Raw genomic sequence first — 25,196 nt, forward strand, 5'->3', positions numbered from 1 at the left:
CGTGCATGGCGCATCCTGTGCGCCATGCACGATTCCCTGAGTGCCGCCCTCGCGGCACTGCGCCATACCCTGACCGATCGCCGCCACCGTGGCCTGCTGTGGGCCGACGGCGAGGCGGCGATGCTGCGTGAGCGGGCACTGAGTGTCTGGCGCGGCGGCACCTGGCAGGCGCCGCTGTGGCTGGGCCCGGCGAGCCCCGCCGATGACCTCCCCGCGCTGCCCGCCGCCAAGGCCCGTACACGGCTGGGCGGCGAGCACGATCTGGTGGTGGTGGACGCCGCCACCCCGGGCGGCGGCTTCGACCCCGAGGCCTTCGGCGCCGTCGCCGGCACGGTGCGCGCCGGTGGCTTGCTGCTGCTGCTGACGCCCGCCGACTGGCGCATCGGCACGCCCCGCCCCGACGCCGACTATGCCCGGCTGGCCAGCTGGCCCCATGCCGTCGACTCGCTCAGTGCCCATACCCTGGCACGGCTGGCCCGTTGCCTGCGCACCGCCGACACCCTGCTGCACTGGCCGGCCGAGGCCGAGCGTCCCGACCTGACGCTGCCGGCGGCCGGCGAGGCCGCCGCGCCATCGAGCGTGACCGATCCGGACTGCCTGAGTGCCGATCAGGCCGAAGCGGTGCGCCGCCTGAGCCGCCTGCGTCGCCGCCGCCCGCTGGTGATCAGCGCCGATCGCGGCCGCGGCAAGAGCGCGGCGCTGGGCATCGCCGCGGCCCGGCGGCTGGCCGGCGGCGAACGCGAGCTGTGGTTGACCGCGCCGCGCCCCGGCGCCGTCGAGCCGGTGTTCGAACGCCTCGCCGCACTGCTGCCCGGGGGGCGGCGTGAGGCCAATGTCTTTGTGGTGACCACCGGCCAGGGCCCGGCGCGGCTGCGCTTTCTGCCGCCGGATGGCGTGATGGCGGCCCTGGCCGAGGCGGGGGGCGAACCGAGTGCCGCGCCGACGCTGCTGGTCGACGAGGCGGCGGCGATTCCCGCACCGCTGCTGGGACGCTGGCTGGCGGCCTTTCCGCGGCTCGCCTTCGCCACCACCGTGCATGGCTACGAGGGCACCGGGCGCGGCTTTGCGGTGCGCTTTCGCGAGCGGCTCGCGCGCGAGACGCCGGACTGGCGGGCCTGTCGGCTCGCGACCCCCGTGCGCTGGGCGCTGGGCGATCCGCTCGAGGCGCTGACCCGCGAGCTGCTGCTGCTCGACGCCGAACCGGCGGACGACGACCGGGTCACCGCGGCGCTCGCCACCGAGCCGGTACAGCTGGCCGAGCTCGACCGCGCGGCCCTGGCCCGCGATACCCCGGCGCTGACCGAGCTCTTTGGCCTGCTGGTCCAGGCGCACTATCGCACCACCCCCGGCGATCTGCGCCAGCTGCTCGATGCCCCGGACACCCGGCTGCTGGCGGCCCGGGTCGGCGGGCACTGCGTGGGCGTGTGCCTGGTCCAGGCCGAGGGCGGGTTGCCGGCGGACCTGGCCGCGGCGGTCCACCGCGGCGAGCGACGCCCGCGGGGCCATCTGCTGGCCCAGTCGCTGGCGGTGCACGGCGGCTGGCGTGAGGCGGCCGAGAGCCGCTGGTGGCGTATCCAGCGCATCGCCGTGCATCCCGCGGCACGCCGGCGCGGGGTGGGCTCGCGGCTGCTCGCGGCGGTGGCCGAGCGGGCCTGTGGCGCCGGCATCGACGCCCTGGGAGCCAGCTTCGGTGGCGAGCCCGGCCTGCTGGCCTTCTGGCGCTCCCGGGGCTACGCCACCCTGCGCCTGGGCCTGTCCCGCGAGGCCTCCAGCGGTGAGCATGCGGTGATGATGGGGCTGCCCCTGCACGCCGACGCCCGTCGGCGGCTGACCGACTGGCAGGCCGAGTTCCACGAGCTGCTGCCGACCCTGCTGGCCGCCGAACTGGACGAGCTCGATGCCGCCCTGATCGTGGCGCTGCTCGACGAGGCTCCCGTGCCACCGCTCGATACGGCCACGCCGGCGCGGCTGGCCTGGTTCGCCGCGGGCGGTGGCGAGCTGGCGCTGGCACGGCCCTGGCTGGCCCGGGCCTGGCGCATCGCCCGTCATCGCGCGCCCTCCGCGCTGGACGAGGCCGAGTGGCAGGCGCTGTCGGCGCCGCTGTTCCAGGGCCGCGAGGTGCCCGCCGGCTGGACGGCGGCGGGTCGCAAGGCACGCCTGCGCCACTGGCGCGAGCTGGCCGGGCGGCTCCAGGCGGCGCTCGAGACGACGCGTCCCGACAAGCTTGATGCACGTCAAGCGGGTGGCATCGGCAGTCCGTAGACTAGTCCGGATTTCTTGTTCACTGACGACTCGCGTTCCCACGCTCCCTTATGCAGACTTCCTCCACGGCAAGACCCCGCGACTGGCTCAAGCAGGAAAGCCGTCGCGTGCGCACGCCGGTCAGCTGGGCCATCGGCCTGGGCCTGGCCAGCGGCGTGCTGCTGATCCTCCAGGCGACCCTGCTCGCCCATGTCGCCGACGGCGCCATCTTCCAGGGCACGCCGCTGGCCACCCTGTGGCCGGCCTTCGCCGGCATGCTGGCGATCCTGCTGGTGCGCGCGGGGCTGACCTACGCGGTCGAGCGCTGCGCCTTCGCCGCCGCCGCCACGGTCAAGCTGGCGATCCGCGACCGACTCATGCACCAGCTCGAGGCGCTGGGGCTGGCCTGGCAGCGCGACACCCAGACCGGCGACATCGTCAACAGCGTCACCGACGGCGTCGAGCACCTCGAGGCCTACTACGCTCGCTACCTGCCGCAGACGGCGCTGGCCGCGCTGATTCCGCTGGCAATCCTCGCGGTGATCCTGCCCATCGACTGGGTCTCGGGGCTGATCCTGCTGGTCACCGCGCCGCTGATCCCGGTGTTCATGATCTTCATCGGCAAGGGCGCCGAGAAGCTCAACCAGCGCCAGTGGCGGCGCATGGGGCGGCTGTCGGGCCACTTCCTGGATGCCCTGCAGGGGCTGACCACGCTCAAGGTCTTCAACCTGGGCCGGCGCGAGGCACGGCTGATCGAGCGGCTCTCCGACGACTACCGGGCCAGCACCATGAAGGTCCTGCGGCTGGCCTTCGTCTCCTCGCTGGTGCTGGAGTTCCTGGCCACGGTGAGCATCGCCATGGTCGCGGTGCTGATCGGTTTTCGCCTGCTGTGGGGCGAACTGGGCTTCGAGGCGGGCTTTCTGGTGCTGCTGCTGGCCCCGGAGTTCTACCTGCCGCTGCGCAACATGGGCAGCGTCTACCATGCCCGCATGGAGGCACTGGGCGCGGCCGAGCGTATCGTCGAGCTGCTCGATACGCCGTCCCGGCCCTGGAGCGGCACGCGGCGCGACGTCCTGACGCCCGGCGAACCGCCGCGGGTGGCGCTGGAAGGGCTGTCCTACGCCTATCCGGGCGGCGTGCAGGCACTCAGCGACATCGACCTGTCCATCGCCCCGGGCGAGACGCTGGCCATCGTCGGCCCCTCGGGGGCGGGCAAGAGCACCCTGGCGCTGCTGCTGCTGGGCCTGCTGCGCGCCGAGGCGGGCCGGCTCGCGGTCAACGACGTGGCGCTCGACGAGCTCGACATCGACACCTGGCGCGAGTCGCTGGCCTGGGTGCCCCAGCAGCCGCGGCTGTTCTTCGGCACGGTGCGCGACAACCTGTGCCTGGGGCGCGACGACATCGACGACGCGGCCCTGTGGCGCTCGCTGGAGCAGGCCCAGGCGAAGTCGCTGGTCGCCGATCTGCCGCAGGGGCTCGACACGCCGCTCGGCGAACGCGGGGTGCGGCTGTCCGGCGGTGAGGCGCAGCGCCTGGCGATCGCCCGGGCACTGGTCCGCGAGGCGACCTTCGTGGTCGCCGACGAGGTCAGCGCGCATCTGGATTCCGACAATGAGCGGGCGCTTGTCGAGGCGCTCGAGGCGCTGGGGCAGGGGCGCAGCCTGGTGATCATCGCTCACCGGCTGGCGACCGTGCGCCACGCCGATCGCATCGTGGTGCTCGACGGCGGGCGCATCCGCGAGCAGGGCAGCCATGAGGCCCTGATGGCCGCCGGCGGGCTCTATGCCCGGCTGGTGGCCGGCGCCGACGGGGAGGTGCCGGCATGAGCGACCTGCGCTGGTGGCTGTCGATCGCCCGTCCCTATCTGGGCTACTTTGCGCTGGGCATCCTGCTCAGCGTGGTGACCGTGTCCGCCAACATGGCGCTGCTGGCGGTGTCCGGCTGGTTCCTGGCCAGCATGGCGGCGGCGGGGCTCGCCGCGGCGGACTTCAACTACTTCACGCCGGCGGCGCTGATCCGTGGTCTGTCGATTGCCCGCACCGGCGGTCGCTATCTCGAGCGGCTGGTCAGCCACGACGCCACCCTGCGGCTGCTCACCGGCCTGCGGGTATGGTTCTACCGTCAGGTGGAGCCGCTCTCGCCGCAGCAGCTGCAGGGGCTGCGCAGCGGCGACCTGCTGGCACGGGTGCGCTCCGACATCGACACCCTGGACAACGTCTATCTGCGGCTGCTGACGCCCGCCGTGGTGGCGCTGATCTGCCTCGGCGGCGCGGTGCTGGTGCTGGCCACCTACAGTGTGCCGGTGGCGCTGGTCAATCTGGCGCTGCTGGTGCTGGCGGGCGTGGCCCTGCCGGCGCTGGTCGAGCGGCTCGGGCGCGAGCCGGGCCGCCAAGGTGTGGCGATCGCCGCCGAGCTCAAGGCCGGCGTGGTGGATGCGGTCGAGGGGCTGGGCGAGCTGAGCGTGTTCGGCGACATGCCCCGCCGCCGCGCGGAGATTCATGAGCTGAGCCGACGCTGGCTGGCGGCCCAGGCGCGGCTTGCGCACCTGTCGGGGCTATCCGGCGCCGGTGTGCTGCTGCTCACCAACCTCGCCGTGCTGGTCACCGCCTGGCTGATGGTGCCGCTGGTGCAGGGGCCGGGGCTGGCGGCGGTCGACTTCGCCCCGGTGGTGCTGCTGGTCATGGGCTGCTTCGAGGCGATCGCCCAGCTGCCCGGCGCCTGGCAGGCCCTGGGACAGCTGCGGGCGGCGACGCGGCGGCTGCGGGCCTTCGAGACGCTCGCGCCCAATGTCACCGACCCCGCCGAGCCGGCGCCGCCGCCCGAGGACGATACCCTGTGCTTCGCCGGCGTCGGCGCACGGCATACCGCCGACGGCCCCTGGGCGCTGACGGATCTCGACCTCACCATCGCCCCCGGCGAGCATGTCGCGCTGGTGGGGCCGAGCGGGGCCGGCAAGAGCACGGTGACGCAGCTGCTGCTGCGCCTGATGCCGGCCGAGCGCGGCGAGATCCGCTGGGGCGGGCGGCCGGTCGAGGCCTACCGCAGCGAGGACCTGCGGGCACGCCTCGCCGTGGTGCCGCAGAAGATCTACCTCTTCCATGCCACGGTGCGCGACAACCTGCTGCTGGGCAATCCCGAGGCCGACGAGGCGGCGATGGTCGAGGCGGCGCGACTGGCCTGTCTGCACGAGGAGATCCTGGCGCTGCCCGAGGGCTACGACACCATCGTGGGCGAGGAGGGGCTCAAGCTCTCCGGCGGCCAGATCCGCCGGCTGGGCATTGCCCGCGCCCTGCTGCGCGACGCCCCGGTGGTGATCATGGACGAGCCGGGCGAGGGGCTCGACACCGCCACCGCGGCGCGGCTGCGCGCGAATCTGGCCGGCTATCTCGCCGGGCGTTCGCTGCTGCTGATCTCGCACCATCCGGGCTGGGCGCGTCTGGCCGAACGAGTGTTGCTGCTCGAGCGCGGGCGGCCGATCGCGAGCGGTGATCATGCCTCGCTGATGCGCGATTGCGCCACCTACCGACGCCTGGCGAGCCCCGGGCTGACGAGCCCGGCGCCCCTGGCCGAGACGGCTTGCGACAGCCTGCCGCAGGCCGGCGGCGAGTGCCGGTGAGCGGCCTTGATACAGGTCAAGAGGCGTTTTCCGGCGCTGCGTTAGGCTGAGGCCGCACTTCCGTCGCTGTCCACGCCGCCGGGCGTGGAGAGCGTCGGTCACGCAGGGATCACGGAGAACACCTCGCCATGCAAGAACTAGACACCGTCATCGAGCTGTCGCGACTCCAGTTCGCGGCCACGGCGTTGTATCACTACCTTTTCGTGCCGCTGACGCTGGGCTTCTCGGTGTTGCTGGCGACGATGGAAACCATCTACGTCATCACCGGGCGCGACATCTACCGGCAGATGACCCACTTCTGGTCGAAGCTGTTCGCCATCAACTTCGCCCTGGGCGTGGCCACCGGCCTGACCATGGAGTTCGAGTTCGGCACCAACTGGTCGACCTACTCGCATTTCGTCGGCGACATCTTCGGCGCGCCGCTGGCCATCGAGGGCCTGATGGCGTTCTTCCTCGAATCGACCTTCGTCGGCCTGATGCTGTTCGGCTGGGGCAAGCTGTCGCGCGGCAAGCACTTGCTGGTGACCTACATGGTGGCGCTGGGGTCCAACCTCTCGGCGCTGTGGATCCTGATCGCCAACGGCTACATGCAGAAGCCCACCGGCTCGGCGTTCAATCCCGACACCATGCGCATGGAGCTGACCAGCTTGCCGGACCTGATCTTCAGCCCCGAGGCGCAGGCCAAGTTCGTCCACACCAGCATCGCCGGCTACGTGACCGCGGCGATCTTCGTGCTGGGCATCAGCGCCTTCTACCTGCTGCGGCGCCGCCACATCGAGCTGGCCAAGCGCTCGTTCCGGGTCGCCGCGCTGTTCGGCGTGTTCGCCAGCATCGGTGTGATCTCGCTGGGCGACGCCCTGGGCTTCATCAACGGCGGCGCCCAGCCCACCAAGCTGGCCGCCATGGAAGGGCTGTGGGAAACCGCCGAGGCCCCGGCCGGCTTCAACCTGATCGCCTGGCCCAACCAGGAGGAGCAGCGCAACGACTTCGAGGTACAGATTCCGTACCTGCTGACGCCGCTGGTCACCCACACCTTCGACGAGTCGATTCCCGGGGTGAATGATCTGGTGGCCGAGGCCGAAACACGGATTCGCAACGGCATCCCGGCGTTGAGCGCTCTGCAGACGCTGCGCGAGAACCCCACCGACGCCCAGGCACGCGCCACCTTCGAGGCCCATCAGGACGACCTGGGCTACGCGCTGCTGGTCCAGCGCTACGTCGAGGACGTTTCGCAGGCCACCGATGCCCAGATCGCCAAGGCGGCGGCCGACACCATCCCGCCCGTGGCGCCGGTGTTCTGGTCGTTCCGCGTCATGGTGGCGACGGCCTTCCTGATGATGGCCTTCCTGATCCTGGCGGTGATCTTCTCGCTGCGTGGCACCCTGCATCGGCATAACTGGTTCCTGCGCCTGGCGCCGTGGATGATTCCGGTACCGTTTATCGCCAACGAGGCCGGCTGGGTGGTCGCCGAGCTGGGACGCCAGCCGTGGACGGTCTACGGCCAGCTGCCGACCTGGCTGTCCGCTTCGACCCACAGCGTCGGCTACATGATCTTCTCGCTGACCGGGTTCGTGCTGCTCTACAGCCTGTTCATCGTCGTCGAGATGTACCTGATGGTGAAATTCATCCGTCTGGGGCCGAGCGAGGGCAAGCATGACGCGCATGCCGATTCGGTCCGTCAACAACATTCATCCCAGTGGAGCGAGGCCTGAGCCATGGATCCGTACGTACTTCTCAAGGTGACCTGGTGGGTGCTGCTGGGTGTGCTGCTGATCGGCCTGGCGGTGATGGTCGGCATGGATATGGGGGTCGGCGCCGCGCTGCGCTACCTGGGCCGCACCGACGGTGAGCGCCGCGCGGTGATCAACATGATCGCCCCGCACTGGGACGGCAACCAGGTGTGGTTCATCCTCGGCGGCGGGGCGGTGTTCGCCGCCTGGCCGACCATCTACGCCACCGCCTTTTCCGGGCTCTATGTGGTGATGCTGGTGCTGCTGTGGTCGATGATCGTGCGCCCGCTGGGCTTCGAGTACCGCAGCAAGCTGCCGGGTGAGCGCTGGCGCGGCGCCTGGGACTGGATGCTGTTCATCTCCGGCGCGGTGCCGATGATTGTCTTCGGTGCGGCGATGGGCAACATGCTCGAGGGTGTGCCGTTCCACTTCTCCTGGAACATGGTCTCCTACTACACCGGCAGCTTCATCAGCCTGTTCAACCCCTTCGCCGTACTGTGCGGAGTGATGGCGCTGGCGCTGGCGCTTTACCAAGGCGGTGCCATGGTGATGAACCGCGGTACCGGGGTGATCCGCGAGCGTGCCTGCCGGCTGCTCAGCGTCGCCGGCCTGGTGGCGCTGGTGGTGTTCAGCCTCTGCGGCATCTGGGTGACCATGATGCACGGCTACGAGATCACCGCGGGCGGCGACCCGGCCGGTCCGGCGCTGCCGCTCAACAAGACCGTGGAAACCGCCGCCGGCGCCTGGCTGGCCAACTACACCGCCCATCCGGCCCTGTGGCTGGTCCCGGCGAGTGTCTACCTGGCCGTGCTGGGCGGCATCATGGCGGCGCGCGCCGGCCTGTCGCACCTGGCCTGGTGGCTGGGGGCGCTGGCCTGGGCCGCCACCCTGGTCACGCTGGGTGCGGCGATGTTCCCGTTTTTGATGCCGTCGTCCAGCGAGCCGAGCCACAGCCTGACCGTGTGGGATGCGTCCTCGAGCCTGGGCACGCTGGGCTGGATGCTGGCCTTCACCGCGGTCTTCATCCCGATCATCGGCATCTACACCAGCTGGGCCTTCTGGGTGATGCGCGGCAAGGTGACGCCGGAATCGATCGCCCACGACGAACACGCCTACTGATTGCGGAGCCCGGACCATGAAACAGATACTGCTCTTCCTCTTCTGGCTGCTCCTCGCCGTGGTGGCCATCGCCCTGACCATCGTGCTGGGCGAGCGTGGCGCCTGGTACTTCGCCTGGGTGCTGGGCACGGTGATGATCGTGCTGATCGCCGCGGCCGGCACGGCGATCATCGATGCCCGCTACGACGAGAGCCACGACGACCACTACTGAGCGTTGCGTCGTTCCCGTTCTCACCGCCGCCCCGGTCTTTGCCGGGGCGGCGGCGTTCTGGGGCAGGGCGAGGGAAAGTCTCGGGCGGGAGGCTTCGTGATGGAGTCATGATCGCTACAATGACGGCGATCGCTATCGTCGCCTTCAGGACCCGTCATGAACGAGCATCTGGAAACCCTGACGCCGCGCCCGCTGTGGCGCCATTTCCGCACCCTGTGCAACACGCCGCGGCCCTCCGGCCACGAGGCCGGCATCCGCCGCACGCTGATCGCCTGGGCCGAGGCCCGGGGGCTCGGCCACGCTCTCGACGCCGCCGGCAACCTGCGCCTGACCAAGCCGGCGACGCCGGGCTGCGAGCAGGCCCCGGGGGTGATCCTCCAGGGCCATCTGGACATGGTCGCCCAGGCCAACGCCGATCATCCTCACGACTTCACCGCCGATCCCGTCGAGACCGTCATCGCCGACGGCTGGCTGCACGCCCGCGGCACCACCCTGGGCGCCGACAACGGCCTGGGCGTGGCCGCGGCGCTGGCGATTCTCGAGGACGACACCCTGCGCCACGGCCCGCTCGAGGCGCTGTTCACCGTCGAGGAGGAGTCCTCCATGGGCGGCGCGCTGCACCTGGCCGAGGGCTGGCTGGAGGGGCGCATCCTGCTCAACCTGGACTCCGAGGATCGTGGTCAGGTCTACATCGGCTGCGCCGGCGGCGCCGACGTGGTGGTCGAGGCCAACCTGCCGACCAGTGCCGTGCACGCCGAGGAGCGCACCTGGCGGCTGTCGCTGACCGGGCTGGTCGGCGGCCACTCGGGGATCGACATCCACAAGGGGCGCGGCAACGCCAATCGCCTGCTGGTGCGGGTGCTGCGCGCCCTGGAGCCCTGCGGTGTGCGCCTGGTCGACTATCACGGCGGCACGCTGCGCAACGCCCTGCCGCGCGAGGCCTTCGCCACCCTGGTGATGGCCGACGGCGAGGAGGGCGCCGCCCGGGCGCGCCTGGCGGCCCTGCAGGATGAGCTGCGCGCCGAGCTCGAGGGCGTCGATGAAGGGCTCGCACTGGCGCTGGAGCCGGCGGCGCGGGCCGAGACGGCCCTGACGCCCACCGCCAGTCGCATGCTGGTCGCCGCGCTGCATGTGGCGCCCTGCGGCGTGGAGCGCATGAGCGTCGCGGTGCCCGGGGTGGTGGAAACCTCCAACAACCTGGGGGTGGTGAGCCTCGAGGCGGGGCGCCTGCATCTGTGTGCCCTGGTGCGCTCGCTGCGCGACAGCGCCTGCGCCGACATGGCGGATCGTTTCCGTGCGCTGTTCGGCCTGATCGGTGCCGAGGTGCGCATGGAAAACGCCTACCCGGGGTGGACACCGGCCCCCGAGAGTCCGCTGCTGACGCGCTTCCGCGAGCTGCATCAACGGCTGACGGGCGATGCGCCGGCGGTCAGGGTGATCCACGCCGGGCTGGAGTGCGGGATTCTCGGCGGCAAGTATCCCGGCCTGCAGATGATCTCCTTCGGCCCGCAGATTCGCGGCGCGCACTCGCCCGACGAACGGGTCGAGATCGACTCGGTGGCGGCGTTCTGGCAGCTGCTGCGGGCGATGCTCGAGTCGCTGGCCGACGAGGCGCTCAGTCCGGCGAATGCCTGACCGCCGCCAGGCCGTCGGCGGAGATCAGGCCGTGGCGGAAGGCATGCTCGGCCATGCCCAGGCTGCTGTCGGCCAGCAGCAGCGTGCAGTCGTGCGCGTCGACCTCCTCGGCCAGCCGGGCGATGTCCGCCTTGCGCGCGGCGCTGTGGTCGACGTCGCGGATGTAGATGGCGCGGATGCGCCCGGGGTGGTCATGCACCAGGCGGGCGTAGGTCTCGGGATCCTCCTGGCCGCTGTCGCCGATCAGCACGAAGGGCAGGGTGTCATAGAGCGCCAGCATGCGCTCGATCACCATCACCTTGTGGTCGCTGGCCTTGCGCGGCCAGGGGCGCTGCAGGGTCAGCCCCCATTCGCGCAGGAACAGGATCGGACCGACGGGGATGCGGTTGCGCTGGAAGAAGGCTTCCAGTATCTCGTAGATGCTCCAGGGCCCCCGCGAGACATAGAGCATCGGGCGCCGGCGCTGCCCGTCGGTACCGTCGAACAGCGCCTGATAGAAGGCCGCGACGCCGGGGAAGGCCGTGCGGCGGTCGGCCTTCTCGAGGAACAGGCGGTAGGCCATCTTCAGCTTGTTGGCGACCCCGGTGTACATGACCGTGTCGTCGATGTCGCTGATCACCGCCAGGTCGACCGTCGGTGGCGGCACGTAGATCTCGGCCCGCTCGCTGACCGTGTGCGCGCCATCGACGTGCACGTCGAGATCGGCATGATGCCAGCTGTGATCGAGCGGCAGCGGGGTGTCGAGGCGCATCCGGGCGTCGTAGTAGCCGTCGCGGTCGGTGGTCACGGTCAGCGTGCTGCCGTTCAGGCGCAGGGTGACTTCCGCCTCCCCGACGCCCCAGCGCACGCCGCGCCGCACCACGTCGGCCACGTCGCGGGCCAGTGTGCCCTCGGCCAGCGGCAGCCCCAGGCTGGGCTGGTGAAAGACGCGGCCCATCAGGTAGACCTCATGGGCCGTGCCGTAGCCTCGATAGGCATGCACCACGATGCCGCCGCGCCCGCGGTCCGACTTCATCGGCCGGGCGGCGATATGCAGCAGCTTGCGCAGGGCCTGGCGGGGGTGGCGGGACATGCGGGACTCCTTGAAGGCGGCCTTGGCGAGGCCGGACGCAAAGCGTCCGCCTCGGCGGGCGAGGCGGACGCAAGCGGGACTCGAGGGGATGCCGGTCAGGCGTGCTGGTGGCTGTGACGCCCTTCGCCGATCTCCTCGATCAGCTTGCGGCAGAAGGCGTCGAGATCGTCGGGCTTGCGGCTGGTGACCAGCCCGCTGTCGACCACCACTTCCTCGTCGACCCACTCGGCCCCGGCGTTCTTCAGATCCTGGGCCACCGAGGGGAACGAGGTCATGCGACGGCCCTTGACCACGCCGGCGTTGATCAGCAGCCAGGGGCCGTGGCAGATGGCGCCGACCGGCTTGCCGGCCTCGAAGAAATGCCGGGCGAAGGCCTGGGCCTTGTCGTTGGTACGCAGGCTGTCCGGGTTGAACAGGCCGCCGGGCAGCACCAGGGCGTGGTAGTCGGCGACATTGGCGTCATCGAGAGCCACGTCGACGTCGTAGGTGTCACCCCAGTCGGTTTCCGCCCAGGCGCGGATGCCCTTCTTGTCGGGCGCGACGATATGCACGGTCATGCCCTGGGCATCGAGTTCCTTGCGCGGCACCGCGAGTTCGGATTCCTCGAACCCGTCGGTGGCGAGAATGGCGACGCGCTTGCCACTCAGTTTCTGGCTCATGGCTACCTCCTTGCGGCTCAGTGAGCAAATGCGGTTTCAACCGCGACAGGACTCATCCTTGGGGCGTCGACCGCTGCGGACAAGGGGGGCGGCCGACGCTGCGTTCAGCATAGGTGATCGTGACGCGACCTCAAGTGGCCGAGGGCCGCGAGGCCCGGAAAACGACGCCGCCGCTCCGGGGAGCGGCGGCGGAAGGGACAGGCGCGAGGGCTCAGCCAAGGTAGGCGTTGAGCATCCACACGGTCTTTTCCTGCTCGCGGATGTAGTCGCTGGCCAGCGAGGCGGTGCCCTCGTCGTCGGCGTCGGAGGCCAGGGAGAGCAGTTCGCGCTGCAGCTCGATCAGCGTCTGGAAGCCCTGCACGATGCCGCGCACGCAGGCCTCGCCGTCGTGGACGTTCTTGTCCTCGGCGATGTCGGCGACCCGCACATAGTCGCTGTAGGCATGCAGCGGCTGGTGACCCAGGGTCAGGACGCGCTCGGCGACCTCGTCGATCTTGGTCAGCAGATCGGTGTAGTACTCCTCGAACTTGGTGTGCAGCTCGAAGAAGTGCTGGCCCTTCACGTTCCAGTGATAGCCGCGCACGTTCATGTAGAAGATCTGGTAGTTGGCCAGCAGGGTGTTGAGCTTGTCGGCCAGCTGGTCGGCGCTGGCCTGGTGCAGGCCGATGGAGTTGGTATCTGCCATGAGAGAATCCTCCGTGATGGAATCTGCCTCGATGATAACCGGCCCGTCGGGAAGCGCCCAGTGAGCGGAAGTCATCGGCGGCATAGCGGCAGGCTATCGCCAAGGGGCTGCCGGCGGGCGAGGGCCCGCCGGCAGGACTGGCGTAACCTCAGTGACGCAGCGCGGAGGTCGCCAGCTCGAAGCGGGCGACCTCGGCGTAGACCTCGCCCGGCGCCTTGACCGGCTCGGCCGGCGGCACGGCCTCGGGCCAGATGCGGGAGAGTGCCTCCAGCTCGGCCTGACCCTTGGTGTAGACCTTGCCGTCGGCGCCGCGAAGCGTATCCGCGCCGGCCTGCCACAGCTGCGTGGCGACCTGCACGAAACCACGGCCGTCCTGATACTCGGCGGCATTGGCGAAGCGGCCGTCCTTGACGGCTTCCTCGTACTCCGCGGCCGCCTGCTTGAGCAGCGCCAGGGTCACGTCGCCGATGAAGCGGGGCGACTGGCGCGTCTCGACGGCGACATCGGCCTGGGCCGCGTCGATCGCCTGGCGGGCCTTGTCCAAGGCGGGGGCCAGCTGGTCCCAGTCGGCGGTCTGGCCGGCCTTGTCGGAGAGGGCTTCCAGGGCCGACTCCAGCGGGGCTTCCTCGCCGTGTGCCTCCAGCGCCGGCTCCAGCTTCGGGAACTGTTCGATCAGCGGGTGGGTGAGATGGGCCGCGCCCTGGTCACCGTGGCCGCTGCGATAGAGCGCCTCGGCACTGTCCAGATGGCCTTCCATGAGGGCGAGTTCGGTGTAGTAGATGCCGGGGGAGGTCAGGGCGCTGGGGGCGGGCTTGCCGCCGCCTTCGCCACCTTCACCGCCTTCGCTGACCGCTACCGGGAAGTGACTGAAGACGAAGCCGACGGCGCCGCCTTCACCGCCTTCACCGCCGTGATGGGACTCGCCGCCCTCGCCGCCATGGTCGGATTCACCGCCTTCGCCGCCGTGGTCGGATTCGCCGCCTTCGCCGCCGTGGTGAGACTCGCCGCCTTCGCCGCCGTGGTGAGACTCGCTGCCTTCGCCGCCGTGGCGGGACTCATCGCCTTCACCGCCATGATGCCTCTCGCCGCCCGATTCGACGGCCATTTCGGCCTTGTGGGACTCGTCGGCGGCGGGATCGCTACTGTGGGCCAGGGCCGCCTGGCCGCCGGCTCCCAGGAAGGTGGTCATGCCGATGCCGACCCACAGTTTCAGGCGCTGTTCCATCATGCTGATGCCCTCGTCTTGTTCAATGCCTTGCTGGTGGAGAAATAAAGGGGCCCGCCGGTACGCTGGCGTATCATGGCGTGGGACAATAACATAACTCATACGAGAGTTATTTGCATTCACGTTCGCATCACTGACAGGGGAGCAGGCAATGATTCTGTGCGTGGCGGATGTCCTCGATGCCGAGCAGCTGGCGGCGCTGCGGCGGGATCTCGACGAGGACGCGCATTTCCGGGACGGCCGGGAGACGGCGGGCTGGCACGCCCGCCAGGTCAAGGCGAACCAGCAGGCCGACGGCCAGGCGCCGGTGGTGCGCCAGTGGAGCGAGCGCCTCGGCGAGGCGATCCGCCGCCATCCGCTGTTCCAGATGGCGGCGCGGCCGGCGCGCATGACGCCGGTACGCTTCAGCCGCTACCGCCCGGGCATGCACTACGGCAACCATGTCGACGACCCGGTGATGGGCGGCGCGGCGCCGGTGCGCACCGATCTCTCCTTCACCCTCTTCCTCGAGGCACCGGAGGCCTACGACGGCGGCGAGCTGGTGACCGACACCACGGCCGGCGAGCAGCGCTACAAGCTGCCGGCCGGGGCGATGATCCTCTATCCGTCGTCGACCCTGCACCGGGTCGAGCCGGTCACGCGGGGGCAGCGCCGGGTGGCGATCGGCTGGGTGCAGAGCCAGGTCCGCGACCCCGCCGCGCGGGAGATCCTCTTCGACCTGGACACCGCGCGGCGCGGCCTGTTCGAGCGCGAGGGCAAGAGCGAGACCTTCGACCTGATGAGCAAGTCGCTGGCCAACCTGCAGCGCATGTGGGTGGAGGTGTAGCCGACCTCAGCCGCGGCAGGCGCCGAACAGCCGCAGCACCGCCTCGGCCCGGTCGGCGAGCAGCTCGGCGCAGCGGCTCAGGGCCTCGTCGAGCGTCATGGGGCCGTCGGCCAGGGCGAGGGCCGCCAGCACGCCTTCGTCGTGGGCCGCCTGCCAGCCGTCCCCCAGGCGCCCGGCCAGCACCACCGTCGGTACGCCGTGCTCGCGGGCGCGGCGGGCGATGCCGATGGGCGTCTTGCCGGCCAGGCTCTGGCCGTCGAGCTGGCCCTCGCCGGTGATCACCAGGTCGGCCCCGGCGAGCCGCTGCGCGAAGCCGGCCTGCTCCATGACCAGCTCGATCCCGGGGCGCAGGGCGGCGCCGAGCACGCTGGCGGCGGCGAAGCCCATGCCGCCGGCGGCACCCGCGCCGGGCCGGTCGCGCTCGTCGCGTCCCAGGGCCCGGGCGAGATGATCGGCGAAGTGGTCCAGGGCAGCATCGAGATGGCTGACGTCCGCCGCCGAGGCCCCCTTCTGCGGGCCGAACACCGCGCTGGCGCCGCGCGGGCCGGTCAGCGGATTGTCGACGTCCACCGCCGCTTCCACCGTCAGCTCGGCCAGGCGCGGGTCGAGTCCACTCAGGTCGAGCCGCGCCAGCTCGCCCAGCGCCGCACCGCCCGGGGGCAGGGGGCGCTCCTCGGCGTCCAGCAGTCGCGCGCCCAATGCCGCCAGCATGCCCGCGCCGGCGTCGTTGGTGGCGCTGCCGCCGAGGGTTAGAATCAACCGCCGGGCGCCGGCGTCGAGGGCCTCGCGGATCAGCTCGCCGACCCCGTGGGTGGTGCTGTCACGGGCCGTGCGTTCCTCGCGGGTCAGGGCCTGCAGGCCGCTGGCTTCGGCCAGTTCGACATAGGCGCTGCGACTGGCGGCATGCCAGCCCCAGGCCGCCGTGGCGGGCCGCCCCAGGGCATCCTGCACCCGGGCATGGCGGCGCTCGGCGCCGGTTGCGGCGATCAGCGCGTCCAGCGTGCCTTCGCCGCCGTCGCCCATCGGACACTCGACGAGTTCAGCCTCGGGGCGCACGCGGCGCAGTCCGGCGGCGATCGCTGCGGCCGCCTCGCGGGCCGGCAGGGCGTCCTTGTAGCTGTCGGGGGCGATCAGGATCTTCATGGTGTCCTCGTGTCGTGGGCTCGTCGGCAAGGCATGGAAGGTTGCCAGCCGAGGGTTTTTGACGAAAAGTCGGCGAGCGAAGGCAAGACAAGGCAAAAATCGGTGAAAAGACGGAATTTACGCGCTGTAAATGAGTACTTTGAGACGATTTTTAACGCCGTGTTGCCGAGCGCAGTCAGTTTTCGTCCAAAGCCTAGCGTGAAATGGCCCGGGGCGGGAGCCGCCCGCGCTATGCTCGAAGAGCCGGGCCCCGGCGGCCCGTGACGCAGTGAGGAGAGACACCATGAAACAGCCACTGTATGCACTGATGCTGCTGGCCACCGTCGCGCTCGGCGGGTGTCAGGCCATGGGCACCGACCCGCTGGCCGCCGACGCCCGGGCGCTGCCCGCGGCCTGCCAGTGGCCGCGTGAACCGGCGGCCTCCCGCGAGGCGTGGATCCGCGCGGCCATGGCGGAGCTGGAGGCGCGCGGCTTCGCCATCCGCAGCACCGACCTGACCCTGGGCGTGGTGAGCGCCGAGCGTACCACCCGCCAGCCGGGGCTGGGCGCCATCGACGAGCCGTGGATCGACGGCGGCATGGGCTGGGGAGGCTGGGGCCATGCAGGGGGCGGGGTGCACCTCGGCCTGGGCATGCGCATCGGCGACGAGCCGGTCCAGGTCGAGCGGGTCTCGCTGGTGGTCGACGACGCGCAGCTGACCCTGACCCGTGACTCCCGGGTGGTCGCCGATGACGGACGAGTCATCGACTCCCGCCCCTACAACCGGGATGCCTTCTGCCGCGAGGTGAGCGGCGCCATCCAGTCACGCCTGCTGAATCGGGAGGGACAGCCATGAAACGCCTGCTGATAGCGGGAGTGCTGATGGGGCTGCTCGCCGGCTGCGCGAGCCTGGCATCGCCGCCGCCGACCCGCGCCGTGCAGGTCGCCGCCGCGCCCGACGCGGCCTTGTCGGCGGGGGTCGCGGTGCTGGCCGAGCGCGGCTTCGTGATCCAGATGGCGGATGCGGCGCTGGGCCGGGTGGATGCCGTGCTGGCCTCGCGCCACGGCTATGCCCTGACGCTCGAGACCCAGGCCGCCGACGGGGGGACCCGGCTTGTGCTCTCCGGGCGACAGGGTGGGCAGCCGGTCGACCCGGCGCGCTTCGACGACCTGCTCGCGGCCATCCGCGCCCGGCTCGAGACGCGCCGTTGAGCCCGGTGCGACGTCGCCGTCTGCGGCGACTGCTGGTCTCCGGAGTGGGGCTGGTGGTCGCCGCCATGCTGTGGTGGGTGTGGCACTGGCAGCTCGACGCCGCCATGCGCGAGGCGCGTCGCCACGCCGACGCGCGGCTGGCGCTGTATACCAGCAGCCTCGACGGGGCGCTGGCGCGCTTCGCCTACCTGCCGGACCTGCTGGCCCGCCAGCCGCTGATCCAGAGCGCCCTGGGGGTGGACAACCCGGCGGTGATCCGCCGCGTCAACCGGCATCTGGCGCGGGTGGCCGCGGATTCGGAGGCCGAGGCGATCTACCTGATGAATCGTCGCGGGCTGACCGTGGCGGCGAGCAATCACGCCACGCCGGGCAGCTTCATCGGTCATCGCTACGACTATCGCCCCTACTTTCGCGCCGCGCTGCGCGGCGAGCAGGGCGAGTTCTTCGCGGTGGGCAGCACCACCGGGCGGCCGGGCTACTTCGTCTCGGCACCGGTGATCACCGGTGTCCGTGACACGGGTGGGACGCAGAAGGTGGCCGGGGCCTTGGCGGTCAAGGTGTCGCTGGAGTCGCTGCAGGCGGACTGGCGTCAGGCCGGCGAGAAGGTGCTGGTCAGCGACGCCAACGGGGTGGTGATCCTCTCCAGCCGTCCCGACTGGCGCTTTCGCCACTTCGGCCGGCTGGACACGTCCGCGCGCGAGGCGATCCGGGCCCAGCGCCAGTTCAACGGCGCGGCGCTCGAGCCGCTGGGCGAGCGGCTGGCCGACGGCTCGCTGCTGATCGGCGGCGAGCCGGCCGGCGGGCCGGTGGGCGATGCCGTCGGGGAGCGCTATTTCATCACGTCCAGTCCGCTGTCGACGCTGGGTTGGCGCATGCACTACCTGGTGCCGGTGCGGCCGCTGTACGCCAGCGCCCGCGACGCGGTGCTGGTCGCCGCCGCCGGCTGCCTGGCCCTGCTGCTGCTGGGTCTGTGGCTGCGCGAACGCCAGCAGCGGCTGTGGCTGCGCGAGCGCGAGGCGCGCATCATGCGCGAGGCCAACGAGCGGCTGGAGAGCCGGGTCGCCTCGCGTACCCGCGAACTGGAGTCGGCCCAGGCCGAGCTGGTGCAGGCCGGCAAGCTGGCCGCGCTGGGCACCATGGCGGCGGGCATCGCCCACGAGCTCAACCAGCCGCTGGCCGGGATCCGCACCTACGCGGCCAGTGGTGCGCGGTTGATCGAACGCGGTCGCGAGGCGGCGGCGGTGGACAACTTCCGGCGCATCCAGGGGCTCTCCGACCGGCTGGCCACGCTGATTCGCCAGCTCAAGCTGTTCGCCCGCAAGGGCGGCGCCCGGGAGCCGGTCGACCTGGCCGCCCGGCTCGACTTCGTGCTCGAACTGCTCGACGATCGCCTGACGCGCCAGGGCGTGAAGCTGACGGTCGAGCGCCCGGAAGCCTCCGGGGCCGGAGTGTGGGTCGCCGGCGACGAGGTGCGGGTCGAGCAGCTGCTCACCAACCTGCTGCGCAATGCCCTCGATGCTCTGCGCGACGTCGCGTCGCCGCAGCTGACGGTCACCCTGGCGGTGGAGGACTCACAGGTGATCCTGACGGTGGCGGACAACGGCCCGGGCATCGAGGCCGAGGTGCTCGAGCATCTCTTCGATCCCTTCTTCACCACCAAGGCCGTGGGCGACGGGCTCGGTCTGGGGCTGTTCATCGCCTTCGGCATCGTTCAGGATCTCGCGGGCCGCATCCGGGCCGAGAACCGCCCGGCCGACGAGGGCGGCGGGGCGCGCTTTTGGGTGGAGCTGCCGCGCGCCCGGCAGGCGGCGCAGCGGCACAGCAACGAGGAATCCCTGACATGAGCGAACTGCCGATCTGGCTGGTCGATGACGATCCCGGCGTGCGCGAGTCCCTGACCCAGTGGTTCGAGCTCGGCGACCTGCCGGTGCGCACCTTTGCCGCCAGCGAGGCGGCGCTGGCGGCACTCACCGACGGCGAGCCCTGCGGCGTGCTGATCTCCGACGTCAAGATGCCCGGCATAGACGGACTGGCGCTGCTCGAGGCGGTGCTGGCCGTCGATGCCGACCTGCCGGTGGTGCTGATCACCGGCCACGGCGACGTGCCGATGGCGGTGGACGCCATGCGTCAGGGCGCCTGGGACTTCATCGAGAAACCCTTCGAACCTGAACGGCTGGAGGAACAGGTCCAGCGGGCCCTCGAGCGGCGCCGGCTGGGGCAGGAGAACCGGCGTCTGCGTCAGGCGCTGCGCCAGGGCGGGCTGGCCGGACGGCTGCTGGGCGAGTCTTCGGGCATGCAGCGGCTGCGCGAGCAGATCGCCAACCTGGCGCCGACCCGGGCCAGCGTGCTGGTGCACGGCGAGACGGGCAGCGGCAAGGAGGTGGTCGCGCGCTGCCTCCACGAGTTCGGCCCCGGCGAGGCGACCCCCTTCGTGGCGCTCAACTGCGGGGCGATCGCCCCCGAGCTGATCGAGTCGGAGCTGTTCGGCCATGAGCGGGGCGCCTTCACCGGCGCCCTGGAGACACGCATCGGCAAGCTGGAACACGCCAGCGGCGGCACGCTGTTTCTCGACGAGGTCGAATCGATGCCGCCGGCCGCTCAGGTCAAGCTGCTGCGCGCGCTGCAGGAGGGCGAGGTCACGCGGCTGGGCAGCAACCGGGTGATCCACCTGGACCTGCGCGTGGTGGCGGCGACCAAGGCCGACCTGCTGGCCATGGCCTCGCGCGGGACGTTCCGCGAGGACCTCTACTACCGGCTGGCGATCGCCGAGCTGAGCATCCCGGCGCTGCGCGAGCGTCGCGAGGACATCGCGCTGCTGTTCAACCATTTCTGCCGCCAGGCCGCTGATGTCCACCAGCGCGGCCGGCGCGAGGCGGATGCCGAGCTGCTCGCCGCCCTGGCCCGCCACGACTGGCCCGGCAACCTGCGCGAGCTGCGCAACGCCGCGACACGCTTCACCCTGGGGCTGGATATCCCGCAGCTGGGCGCCGATCCGCAGGCGGCGCCGGGCGCCGGTGGCTCGCTGGCCGATCAGGTGGCGGCCTTCGAGGCCTCGCTGCTGCGTGCCGCGCTGGCCCGCCATGGCGGCAACATCCAGGCGGTGCTGGAGGAGCTCGAGCTGCCGCGGCGCACCCTGAACCAGAAGATGCACCGTTACGGGCTGCGCCGCGAAGCCTTTCTCGTCACGCCGTCGGCGACGTGACGAAGCGCCTTGGGGGATATCGTCCCGACGACCTACACTGCAGGAACCTCGCCGCGGCGAGGGGCGATGCCGGGCAACCAGGGACGCTCATCGCCGAGCCATGACGGCTCCCGTTTCATTCCCTTCGCTGGTTCCGGCATGCCGGCCCCTTGCCGATGGCTTTTTCATTGGCATTCAGGGAGGAGCGGCAATGACGGACGAATTTGCGGGCCTGCTGCGCGAACGCGCCTATATCGGCGGCCACTGGATCGATGCCACCGGTGACGCGCGCCAGGCGGTCGACGACCCGGCAACCGAGGAAACCATCGGCCAGGTGCCCGACCTGGCGGCGGCGGACGTCGATGCGGCGATCGATGCCGCGGTGAACGCCTTCGCCGACTGGCGCGACACCTCGGCGCTGGAGCGCGCCGACAAGCTGCTGGCGTGGTATCGGGGCATGACCGAACACCGCGAGGCGCTGGCACGGCTGATGACCCGGGAGCAGGGCAAGCCGCTGGCCGAGGCGCGCGGTGAGGTCGACTATGCGGCGAGCTTCTTTCGCTGGTTCGCCGAGCAGGCGCGCCGGGCCGACGGCGAGACGATTCCCGCCGACAAGCCCGACGTCGCGCTGGGCACCGTGCAGGAGCCGGTCGGTGTGGCCGCGGTGATCACGCCGTGGAACTTCCCCCTGGCGATGATCACTCGCAAGGTCGGTGCCGCCCTGGCGGCGGGCTGCACCGCCCTGGTCAACCCGGCCACCCAGACGCCGTTCTCGGCGCTGGCGCTGGCGGTGCTTGCCGAGCGCGCAGGTCTGACCCGTGGCGAGTTCAACGTGGTCACCGGCAGCGGCAAGCGCTTCGCCGAGCGGGTCTGTGCCGACGACCGGGTCCGGGCGCTGTCGTTCACCGGCTCCACCCCGGTGGGCCGCGAGCTGCTGCGCCAGAGCGCTGACACGGTCAAGCGCAATGCCATGGAGCTGGGCGGCAACGCGCCGTTCATCGTCTGTGACGATGCCGATCTCGACGAGGCGGTCGAAGGGGCGATCGCCGCCAAGTTCCAGACCAGCGGTCAGGACTGCGTGGCGGCCAATCGCCTCTACGTGCATCGCTCGCTCTACGACGCCTTCGTCGAGCGCTTCACCGCGCGCATGAACGACATGGCGGTGGGCAACGGCTTCGATGATGACACCGCTATCGGGCCGCTGATCAACCGCGATGCCGTCGACAAGGCCCGCGGGCTCGTCGATGACGCCCGCGACAAGGGCGCACGAATCCTCGGCCGCGGCCAGGACGAGGCGCCGGGGCCGCGCTTCTTCATGCCTACCGTGGTCGCCGACTTCACGCCCGAGATGCGCGTGGCCGGCGAGGAATCGTTCGCGCCGGTGGCGCCGATCTGCGCCTTCGACGACGACGACGCGGTGATCGCGGCCGCCAACGCCACCATCTACGGCCTCGCCGCCTACGTCTACACCCATCGCGACGCCCGCATCCGCAAGTTCATGCGGCGGCTCGAATACGGCATGGTCGGCGTCAACACCATGGACATCACCGGCCCCCAGGTGCCGTTTGGCGGCGTCAAGCAGTCCGGGCTGGGCCGCGAGGGGGCCGATGCCGGCATGCAGGAGTACCTCGAGACCAAGTACTACTGCGTCGGCGGCGTCCCCGGCCGCTGAACCGCGTCGCGTCATCACGGAGGAGGCAACCATGGACACCATCGAACGTCTCGAATCGCAGGTCCGCGCCTACGTGCGCTCCTTTCCCAAGGTCTTCACCGAGGCCAAGGGCAACCGTCTGACCGCCAAGGACGGTACCCGCTACCTGGATTTCTTCAGCGGGGCCGGGGCGCTCAACTATGGCCACAACGACGAGGCCATGAAACGCGCGCTGGTCGAGTACATCCAGCGCGACGGCATCAACCACGGCCTGGACATGGCCACCGAGGCCAAGGAAACCTTCCTCGCCACCTTCGAGGACGTGATCCTCAAGCCGCGTGGGATGGACTACAAGCTGCAGTTCCCCGGGCCCACCGGCACCAATGCGGTGGAGGCGGCGCTCAAGCTGGCGCGCAAGGTCAAGGGGCGCAGCCGGATCGTCCACTTCACCCACGGCTTTCACGGCATGACCCTGGGCTCGATGGCGGTCACCGCCAACGCCGCGGTGCGCGGCAGCGCCGGGGTGGGGCTCGACGATGCCGTGCTGATGCCCTACAGCCACTACTACGCCGACGGTCGCGACACCGCGAAGGACTTCGCGGCGCTGCTCGAGGATGACTTCAGCGGCGTCGACAAGCCGGCGGCGGTGATCGTCGAGACGGTGCAGGGCGAGGGCGGCATCAACGTCGCCGACTTCGCCTGGCTGCGCGAGATCGAGCGGCTGTGCCGTGAGCACGACATGCTGCTGATCGTCGACGACATCCAGGCCGGGATCGGCCGCACCGGGCCGTTCTTCTCCTTCGAGCCGGCCGGCATCTCGCCGGACATCGTCACCGTCGCCAAGTCGCTGTCCGGCATGGGGCTGCCGCTGGCGATGGTGCTGCTCAAGCCCGAGCTCGATGTCTGGGCGCCCGGCGAGCACACCGGCACCTTCCGCGGCAACAATCAGGCCTTCGTCACCGGCACCGCGGCGCTCGAGACCTACTGGCGCGACGACACCCTGGAGAAGGAAACGCTGCGCAAGGGCGAGTACGTCCGCGAGCGGCTGGCCACGATCATGGCCGAGCACCGCCATTTCGAGGCCGAGATCCGCGGGCGCGGGCTGTTCATCGGCCTGGCCTGCGAGCGCGCCGAATTCGGCAACGCGATCATCGACAAGTGCTTCGAGCGCGGCCTGGTCATGGAGACCACCGGCCAGGCGGACTGCGTGGTCAAGGTCATGCCGCCGCTGATCAGCACCGACGCCGACCTCGACGAGGGGCTGGCGATCATCGAGGACGCCATCGAGGCGGTGCTCGACAAGCACGGGCTGCTGACCAGTACCTGACGCTCCTTCAACCCGCCATCAGCGGCGCGGCGAGCCGGTCGATCCGCGCCTGCCATGCCTCCACCGTCCGGGCCGGCCAGGGCTCGGGCGTGCCCACCCCCCACACCGGTCCGGGCCAGGCGGCATCGTCGCGCCGGCGCACGATGACGTGGAAATGCAGCTGCGGCACCTGATTGCCCAGCGTTGCCAGGTTGAGCTTGGCGCCGCCGAGCTCGGCCTTGAGCGCCTCGCCGAGCCGGGTGGCCTCGTGCCACAGGCGCGCCTGCTCGGTCTCGCTCAGGTCACTGACCTCGACCACGCCGTCCCGGCGCGGTACCAGAATCAGCCAGGCGAAGCGGGCGTCGTTCATCAGGCGCACCTGACACAGCGGCAGGTCGACAAGAAAGTGCGTGTCCGCGGCCAGGCGGTCATCGAGCGTGAAGTCGGTCATGGGGATCTCCGTGCAGGGGCGGTGTCGGCAAGCGTCGGCAAGAAATGGCCGATGGTCGGCGCCGTGATCGGCAAGTTGTTGCCGATCAATGGGCGTTCGTCAGGCAGTTTTTTTACAAGCTTTTGATTTTCAAGATCATTCCGTGGGTGGCAAGGCATTTGCAGTAGCTCTGACGCTTCACACAATAACCGCCAATTCCCAACAGGAGAAACGGCATGCACAAGCGTCAGTTCCTCAAGTCGGCCATCGGGCTGGCTACCGCAGCGGCACTGGGTGTCTCGGCCGGCTCGGCCATGGCTCAGGAATCCCACAAGTACATCCTGAGCACCGCGACCACCGGCGGTACCTACTACCCGGTGGGCGTCGCGCTGTCGACGCTGATCAAGGTCAAGCTCGAGCCCAAGACCGGCATCTCGGTGTCGGCGATCAGCTCCGCCGGTTCCGGCGAGAACCTCAAGCTGATGGACGAGGATCAGGCGCAGTTCGGCATCCTGCAGGGGCTCTACGGCGCCTACGCCTGGAAGGGCACCGGCCCGGTTCCCAAGGCCTACAAGAACCTGCGCAGCGTGTCGATGCTGTGGCAGAACGTCGAGCACTTCGTGGTCAAGGACGACATGGTCGATTCCGGCACCATCGATGACATGACCAACCTCTACGGCGAGCCGTTCTCGATCGGCGCACGCAACTCCGGCACCGAGGGCTCGGGGCGCTACATCCTCGGCCAGCTGGGCATCGATCCGGAGAAGATGGACATCGCCTACCTGGGCTACGGCCCCAGCGCCGACGCCCTGCAGAACGGCACCATCAAGGGCATGAACATCCCGGCCGGCGCGCCGGCGGCGGCGGTGACCCGCGCCTATGCCAACGTCGGCGACGACATCACCACGCTGGCCTTCACCGACGAGCAGCTCAAGAAGGTCAACAGCGAGTTCGAGCTGTGGACCCCGTACGACATCCCGGCGGGCACCTACCCGAACCAGGACGAGGTGATCCACACCATCGCCCAGCCCAACATCCTGGCGGTGCGTGCCGACGTCCCGGCCGATGACGTCTACGCCATCACCAAGACCATGTACGAGAACCTGCCGTTCCTGCAGAACATCCACCCGGCGACCAAGGCCATGGCCATCGAGAAGGCCATCGCCGGCCTGCCGATGCCGCTGCATCCGGGCGCGGCTCGCTACTTCAAGGAGCAGGGCATCAAGATCCCCGATCGCCTGATCGCCGAGTGATCCCGCGGGTCGCGGGGCCGCC

The 25,196-nt window shown here is 70.5% G+C and carries 21 protein-coding genes; 15 read left to right on the forward strand and 6 right to left on the reverse strand.

Annotated elements, in window-relative coordinates; translation table 11 throughout:
- Positions 1-24 precede the first annotated feature (24 nt).
- From G7A98_RS03805 to G7A98_RS03835, 7 genes are all read left to right on the forward strand, one after another.
- Positions 25-2,262, forward strand: coding sequence for a GNAT family N-acetyltransferase (locus tag G7A98_RS03805; RefSeq protein WP_163648163.1), 2,238 nt, complete (start codon positions 25-27; stop codon positions 2,260-2,262).
- A 50-nt stretch (positions 2,263-2,312) separates the two neighbouring features.
- Complete coding sequence (cydD, locus tag G7A98_RS03810; RefSeq protein WP_163648164.1) at positions 2,313-4,067, forward strand: thiol reductant ABC exporter subunit CydD; 1,755 nt, start codon at positions 2,313-2,315, stop codon at positions 4,065-4,067.
- Positions 4,064-5,857, forward strand: a complete 1,794-nt coding sequence (gene cydC / locus G7A98_RS03815; protein WP_163648165.1) for a thiol reductant ABC exporter subunit CydC — start codon at positions 4,064-4,066, stop codon at positions 5,855-5,857. Before cydD ends, cydC begins: the two co-directional genes overlap by 4 nt.
- A gap of 128 nt (positions 5,858-5,985) precedes the next feature.
- On the forward strand, positions 5,986-7,569 hold the full coding sequence (locus G7A98_RS03820) for a cytochrome ubiquinol oxidase subunit I (protein WP_163648166.1): 1,584 nt from the start codon (positions 5,986-5,988) through the stop codon (positions 7,567-7,569).
- A 3-nt stretch (positions 7,570-7,572) separates the two neighbouring features.
- Positions 7,573-8,706: a cytochrome d ubiquinol oxidase subunit II gene (gene cydB, locus G7A98_RS03825; RefSeq protein ID WP_163648167.1), complete on the forward strand. Its 1,134-nt coding sequence runs from the start codon at positions 7,573-7,575 to the stop codon at positions 8,704-8,706.
- Positions 8,707-8,722: 16 nt separating this feature from the next.
- Positions 8,723-8,917, forward strand: a complete 195-nt coding sequence (locus tag G7A98_RS03830) for a hypothetical protein (protein ID WP_163648168.1) — start codon at positions 8,723-8,725, stop codon at positions 8,915-8,917.
- A gap of 156 nt (positions 8,918-9,073) precedes the next feature.
- Positions 9,074-10,552, forward strand: coding sequence for an aminoacyl-histidine dipeptidase (locus G7A98_RS03835; RefSeq protein ID WP_163648169.1), 1,479 nt, complete (start codon positions 9,074-9,076; stop codon positions 10,550-10,552).
- Here G7A98_RS03835 and G7A98_RS03840 read toward each other — a convergent pair.
- From G7A98_RS03840 to G7A98_RS03855, 4 genes are all read right to left on the reverse strand, one after another.
- The gene (locus G7A98_RS03840; protein WP_240464664.1) at positions 10,533-11,624 is read right to left on the reverse strand and encodes a phosphatase domain-containing protein; all 1,092 of its coding nucleotides are present in this window, start codon (positions 11,622-11,624) and stop codon (positions 10,533-10,535) included. The two genes, G7A98_RS03835 and G7A98_RS03840, sit on opposite strands and share 20 nt — an antisense overlap.
- Positions 11,625-11,719: 95 nt before the next feature.
- Complete coding sequence (locus tag G7A98_RS03845) at positions 11,720-12,283, reverse strand: type 1 glutamine amidotransferase domain-containing protein (protein WP_163648170.1); 564 nt, start codon at positions 12,281-12,283, stop codon at positions 11,720-11,722.
- 211 nt (positions 12,284-12,494) lie between these two features.
- Positions 12,495-12,968 (reverse strand): Dps family protein, encoded by a 474-nt coding sequence (locus G7A98_RS03850; RefSeq protein WP_163648171.1) that lies wholly within the window; start codon positions 12,966-12,968, stop codon positions 12,495-12,497.
- 148 nt (positions 12,969-13,116) lie between these two features.
- Positions 13,117-14,196 carry a hypothetical protein gene (locus G7A98_RS03855; RefSeq protein ID WP_163648172.1) on the reverse strand — a complete coding sequence of 360 codons (1,080 nt, stop codon included), beginning with the start codon at positions 14,194-14,196 and terminating at the stop codon, positions 13,117-13,119.
- A gap of 148 nt (positions 14,197-14,344) precedes the next feature.
- Between G7A98_RS03855 and G7A98_RS03860 the strand changes: the two genes are divergently transcribed.
- The gene (locus G7A98_RS03860; protein ID WP_163648173.1) at positions 14,345-15,019 is read left to right on the forward strand and encodes a Fe2+-dependent dioxygenase; all 675 of its coding nucleotides are present in this window, start codon (positions 14,345-14,347) and stop codon (positions 15,017-15,019) included.
- Positions 15,020-15,025: 6 nt separating this feature from the next.
- Here the strand turns inward: G7A98_RS03860 and G7A98_RS03865 are convergent, their stop codons facing one another.
- On the reverse strand, positions 15,026-16,162 hold the full coding sequence (locus G7A98_RS03865) for a glycerate kinase (protein WP_163648174.1): 1,137 nt from the start codon (positions 16,160-16,162) through the stop codon (positions 15,026-15,028).
- A gap of 283 nt (positions 16,163-16,445) precedes the next feature.
- Between G7A98_RS03865 and G7A98_RS03870 the strand changes: the two genes are divergently transcribed.
- The 6 genes from G7A98_RS03870 to ectB all read left to right on the forward strand — a co-directional run bounded on the left by G7A98_RS03870 (position 16,446) and on the right by ectB (position 23,512).
- Positions 16,446-16,997, forward strand: coding sequence for a hypothetical protein (locus G7A98_RS03870; protein ID WP_163648175.1), 552 nt, complete (start codon positions 16,446-16,448; stop codon positions 16,995-16,997).
- Complete coding sequence (locus G7A98_RS03875; protein ID WP_163648176.1) at positions 16,994-17,353, forward strand: hypothetical protein; 360 nt, start codon at positions 16,994-16,996, stop codon at positions 17,351-17,353. The genes G7A98_RS03870 and G7A98_RS03875 overlap by 4 nt, the downstream gene beginning before the upstream one ends.
- A gap of 5 nt (positions 17,354-17,358) precedes the next feature.
- Positions 17,359-19,197, forward strand: coding sequence for an ATP-binding protein (locus G7A98_RS03880; protein ID WP_240464665.1), 1,839 nt, complete (start codon positions 17,359-17,361; stop codon positions 19,195-19,197).
- On the forward strand, positions 19,194-20,555 hold the full coding sequence (locus tag G7A98_RS03885) for a sigma-54 dependent transcriptional regulator (protein WP_163648177.1): 1,362 nt from the start codon (positions 19,194-19,196) through the stop codon (positions 20,553-20,555). Before G7A98_RS03880 ends, G7A98_RS03885 begins: the two co-directional genes overlap by 4 nt.
- A 190-nt stretch (positions 20,556-20,745) precedes the next feature.
- Positions 20,746-22,206 carry an NAD-dependent succinate-semialdehyde dehydrogenase gene (locus G7A98_RS03890; RefSeq protein WP_163648178.1) on the forward strand — a complete coding sequence of 487 codons (1,461 nt, stop codon included), beginning with the start codon at positions 20,746-20,748 and terminating at the stop codon, positions 22,204-22,206.
- Positions 22,207-22,237: 31 nt separating this feature from the next.
- Positions 22,238-23,512: a diaminobutyrate--2-oxoglutarate transaminase gene (gene ectB / locus G7A98_RS03895; protein WP_163648179.1), complete on the forward strand. Its 1,275-nt coding sequence runs from the start codon at positions 22,238-22,240 to the stop codon at positions 23,510-23,512.
- Positions 23,513-23,519: 7 nt separating this feature from the next.
- Here ectB and G7A98_RS03900 read toward each other — a convergent pair whose 3' ends face one another.
- On the reverse strand, positions 23,520-23,942 hold the full coding sequence (locus G7A98_RS03900; RefSeq protein ID WP_163648180.1) for an HIT family protein: 423 nt from the start codon (positions 23,940-23,942) through the stop codon (positions 23,520-23,522).
- Between the two features lie 215 nt (positions 23,943-24,157).
- On the opposite strand from G7A98_RS03900, the gene G7A98_RS03905 reads away from it, so the two are divergent.
- The gene (locus tag G7A98_RS03905) at positions 24,158-25,174 is read left to right on the forward strand and encodes a TAXI family TRAP transporter solute-binding subunit (RefSeq protein WP_163648181.1); all 1,017 of its coding nucleotides are present in this window, start codon (positions 24,158-24,160) and stop codon (positions 25,172-25,174) included.
- Positions 25,175-25,196 lie beyond the last annotated feature (22 nt).

Origin of the sequence: Modicisalibacter sp. 'Wilcox' (assembly GCF_010993675.1) — a bacterium.
GTDB classification, from domain to species: domain Bacteria; phylum Pseudomonadota; class Gammaproteobacteria; order Pseudomonadales; family Halomonadaceae; genus Modicisalibacter; species Modicisalibacter tunisiensis.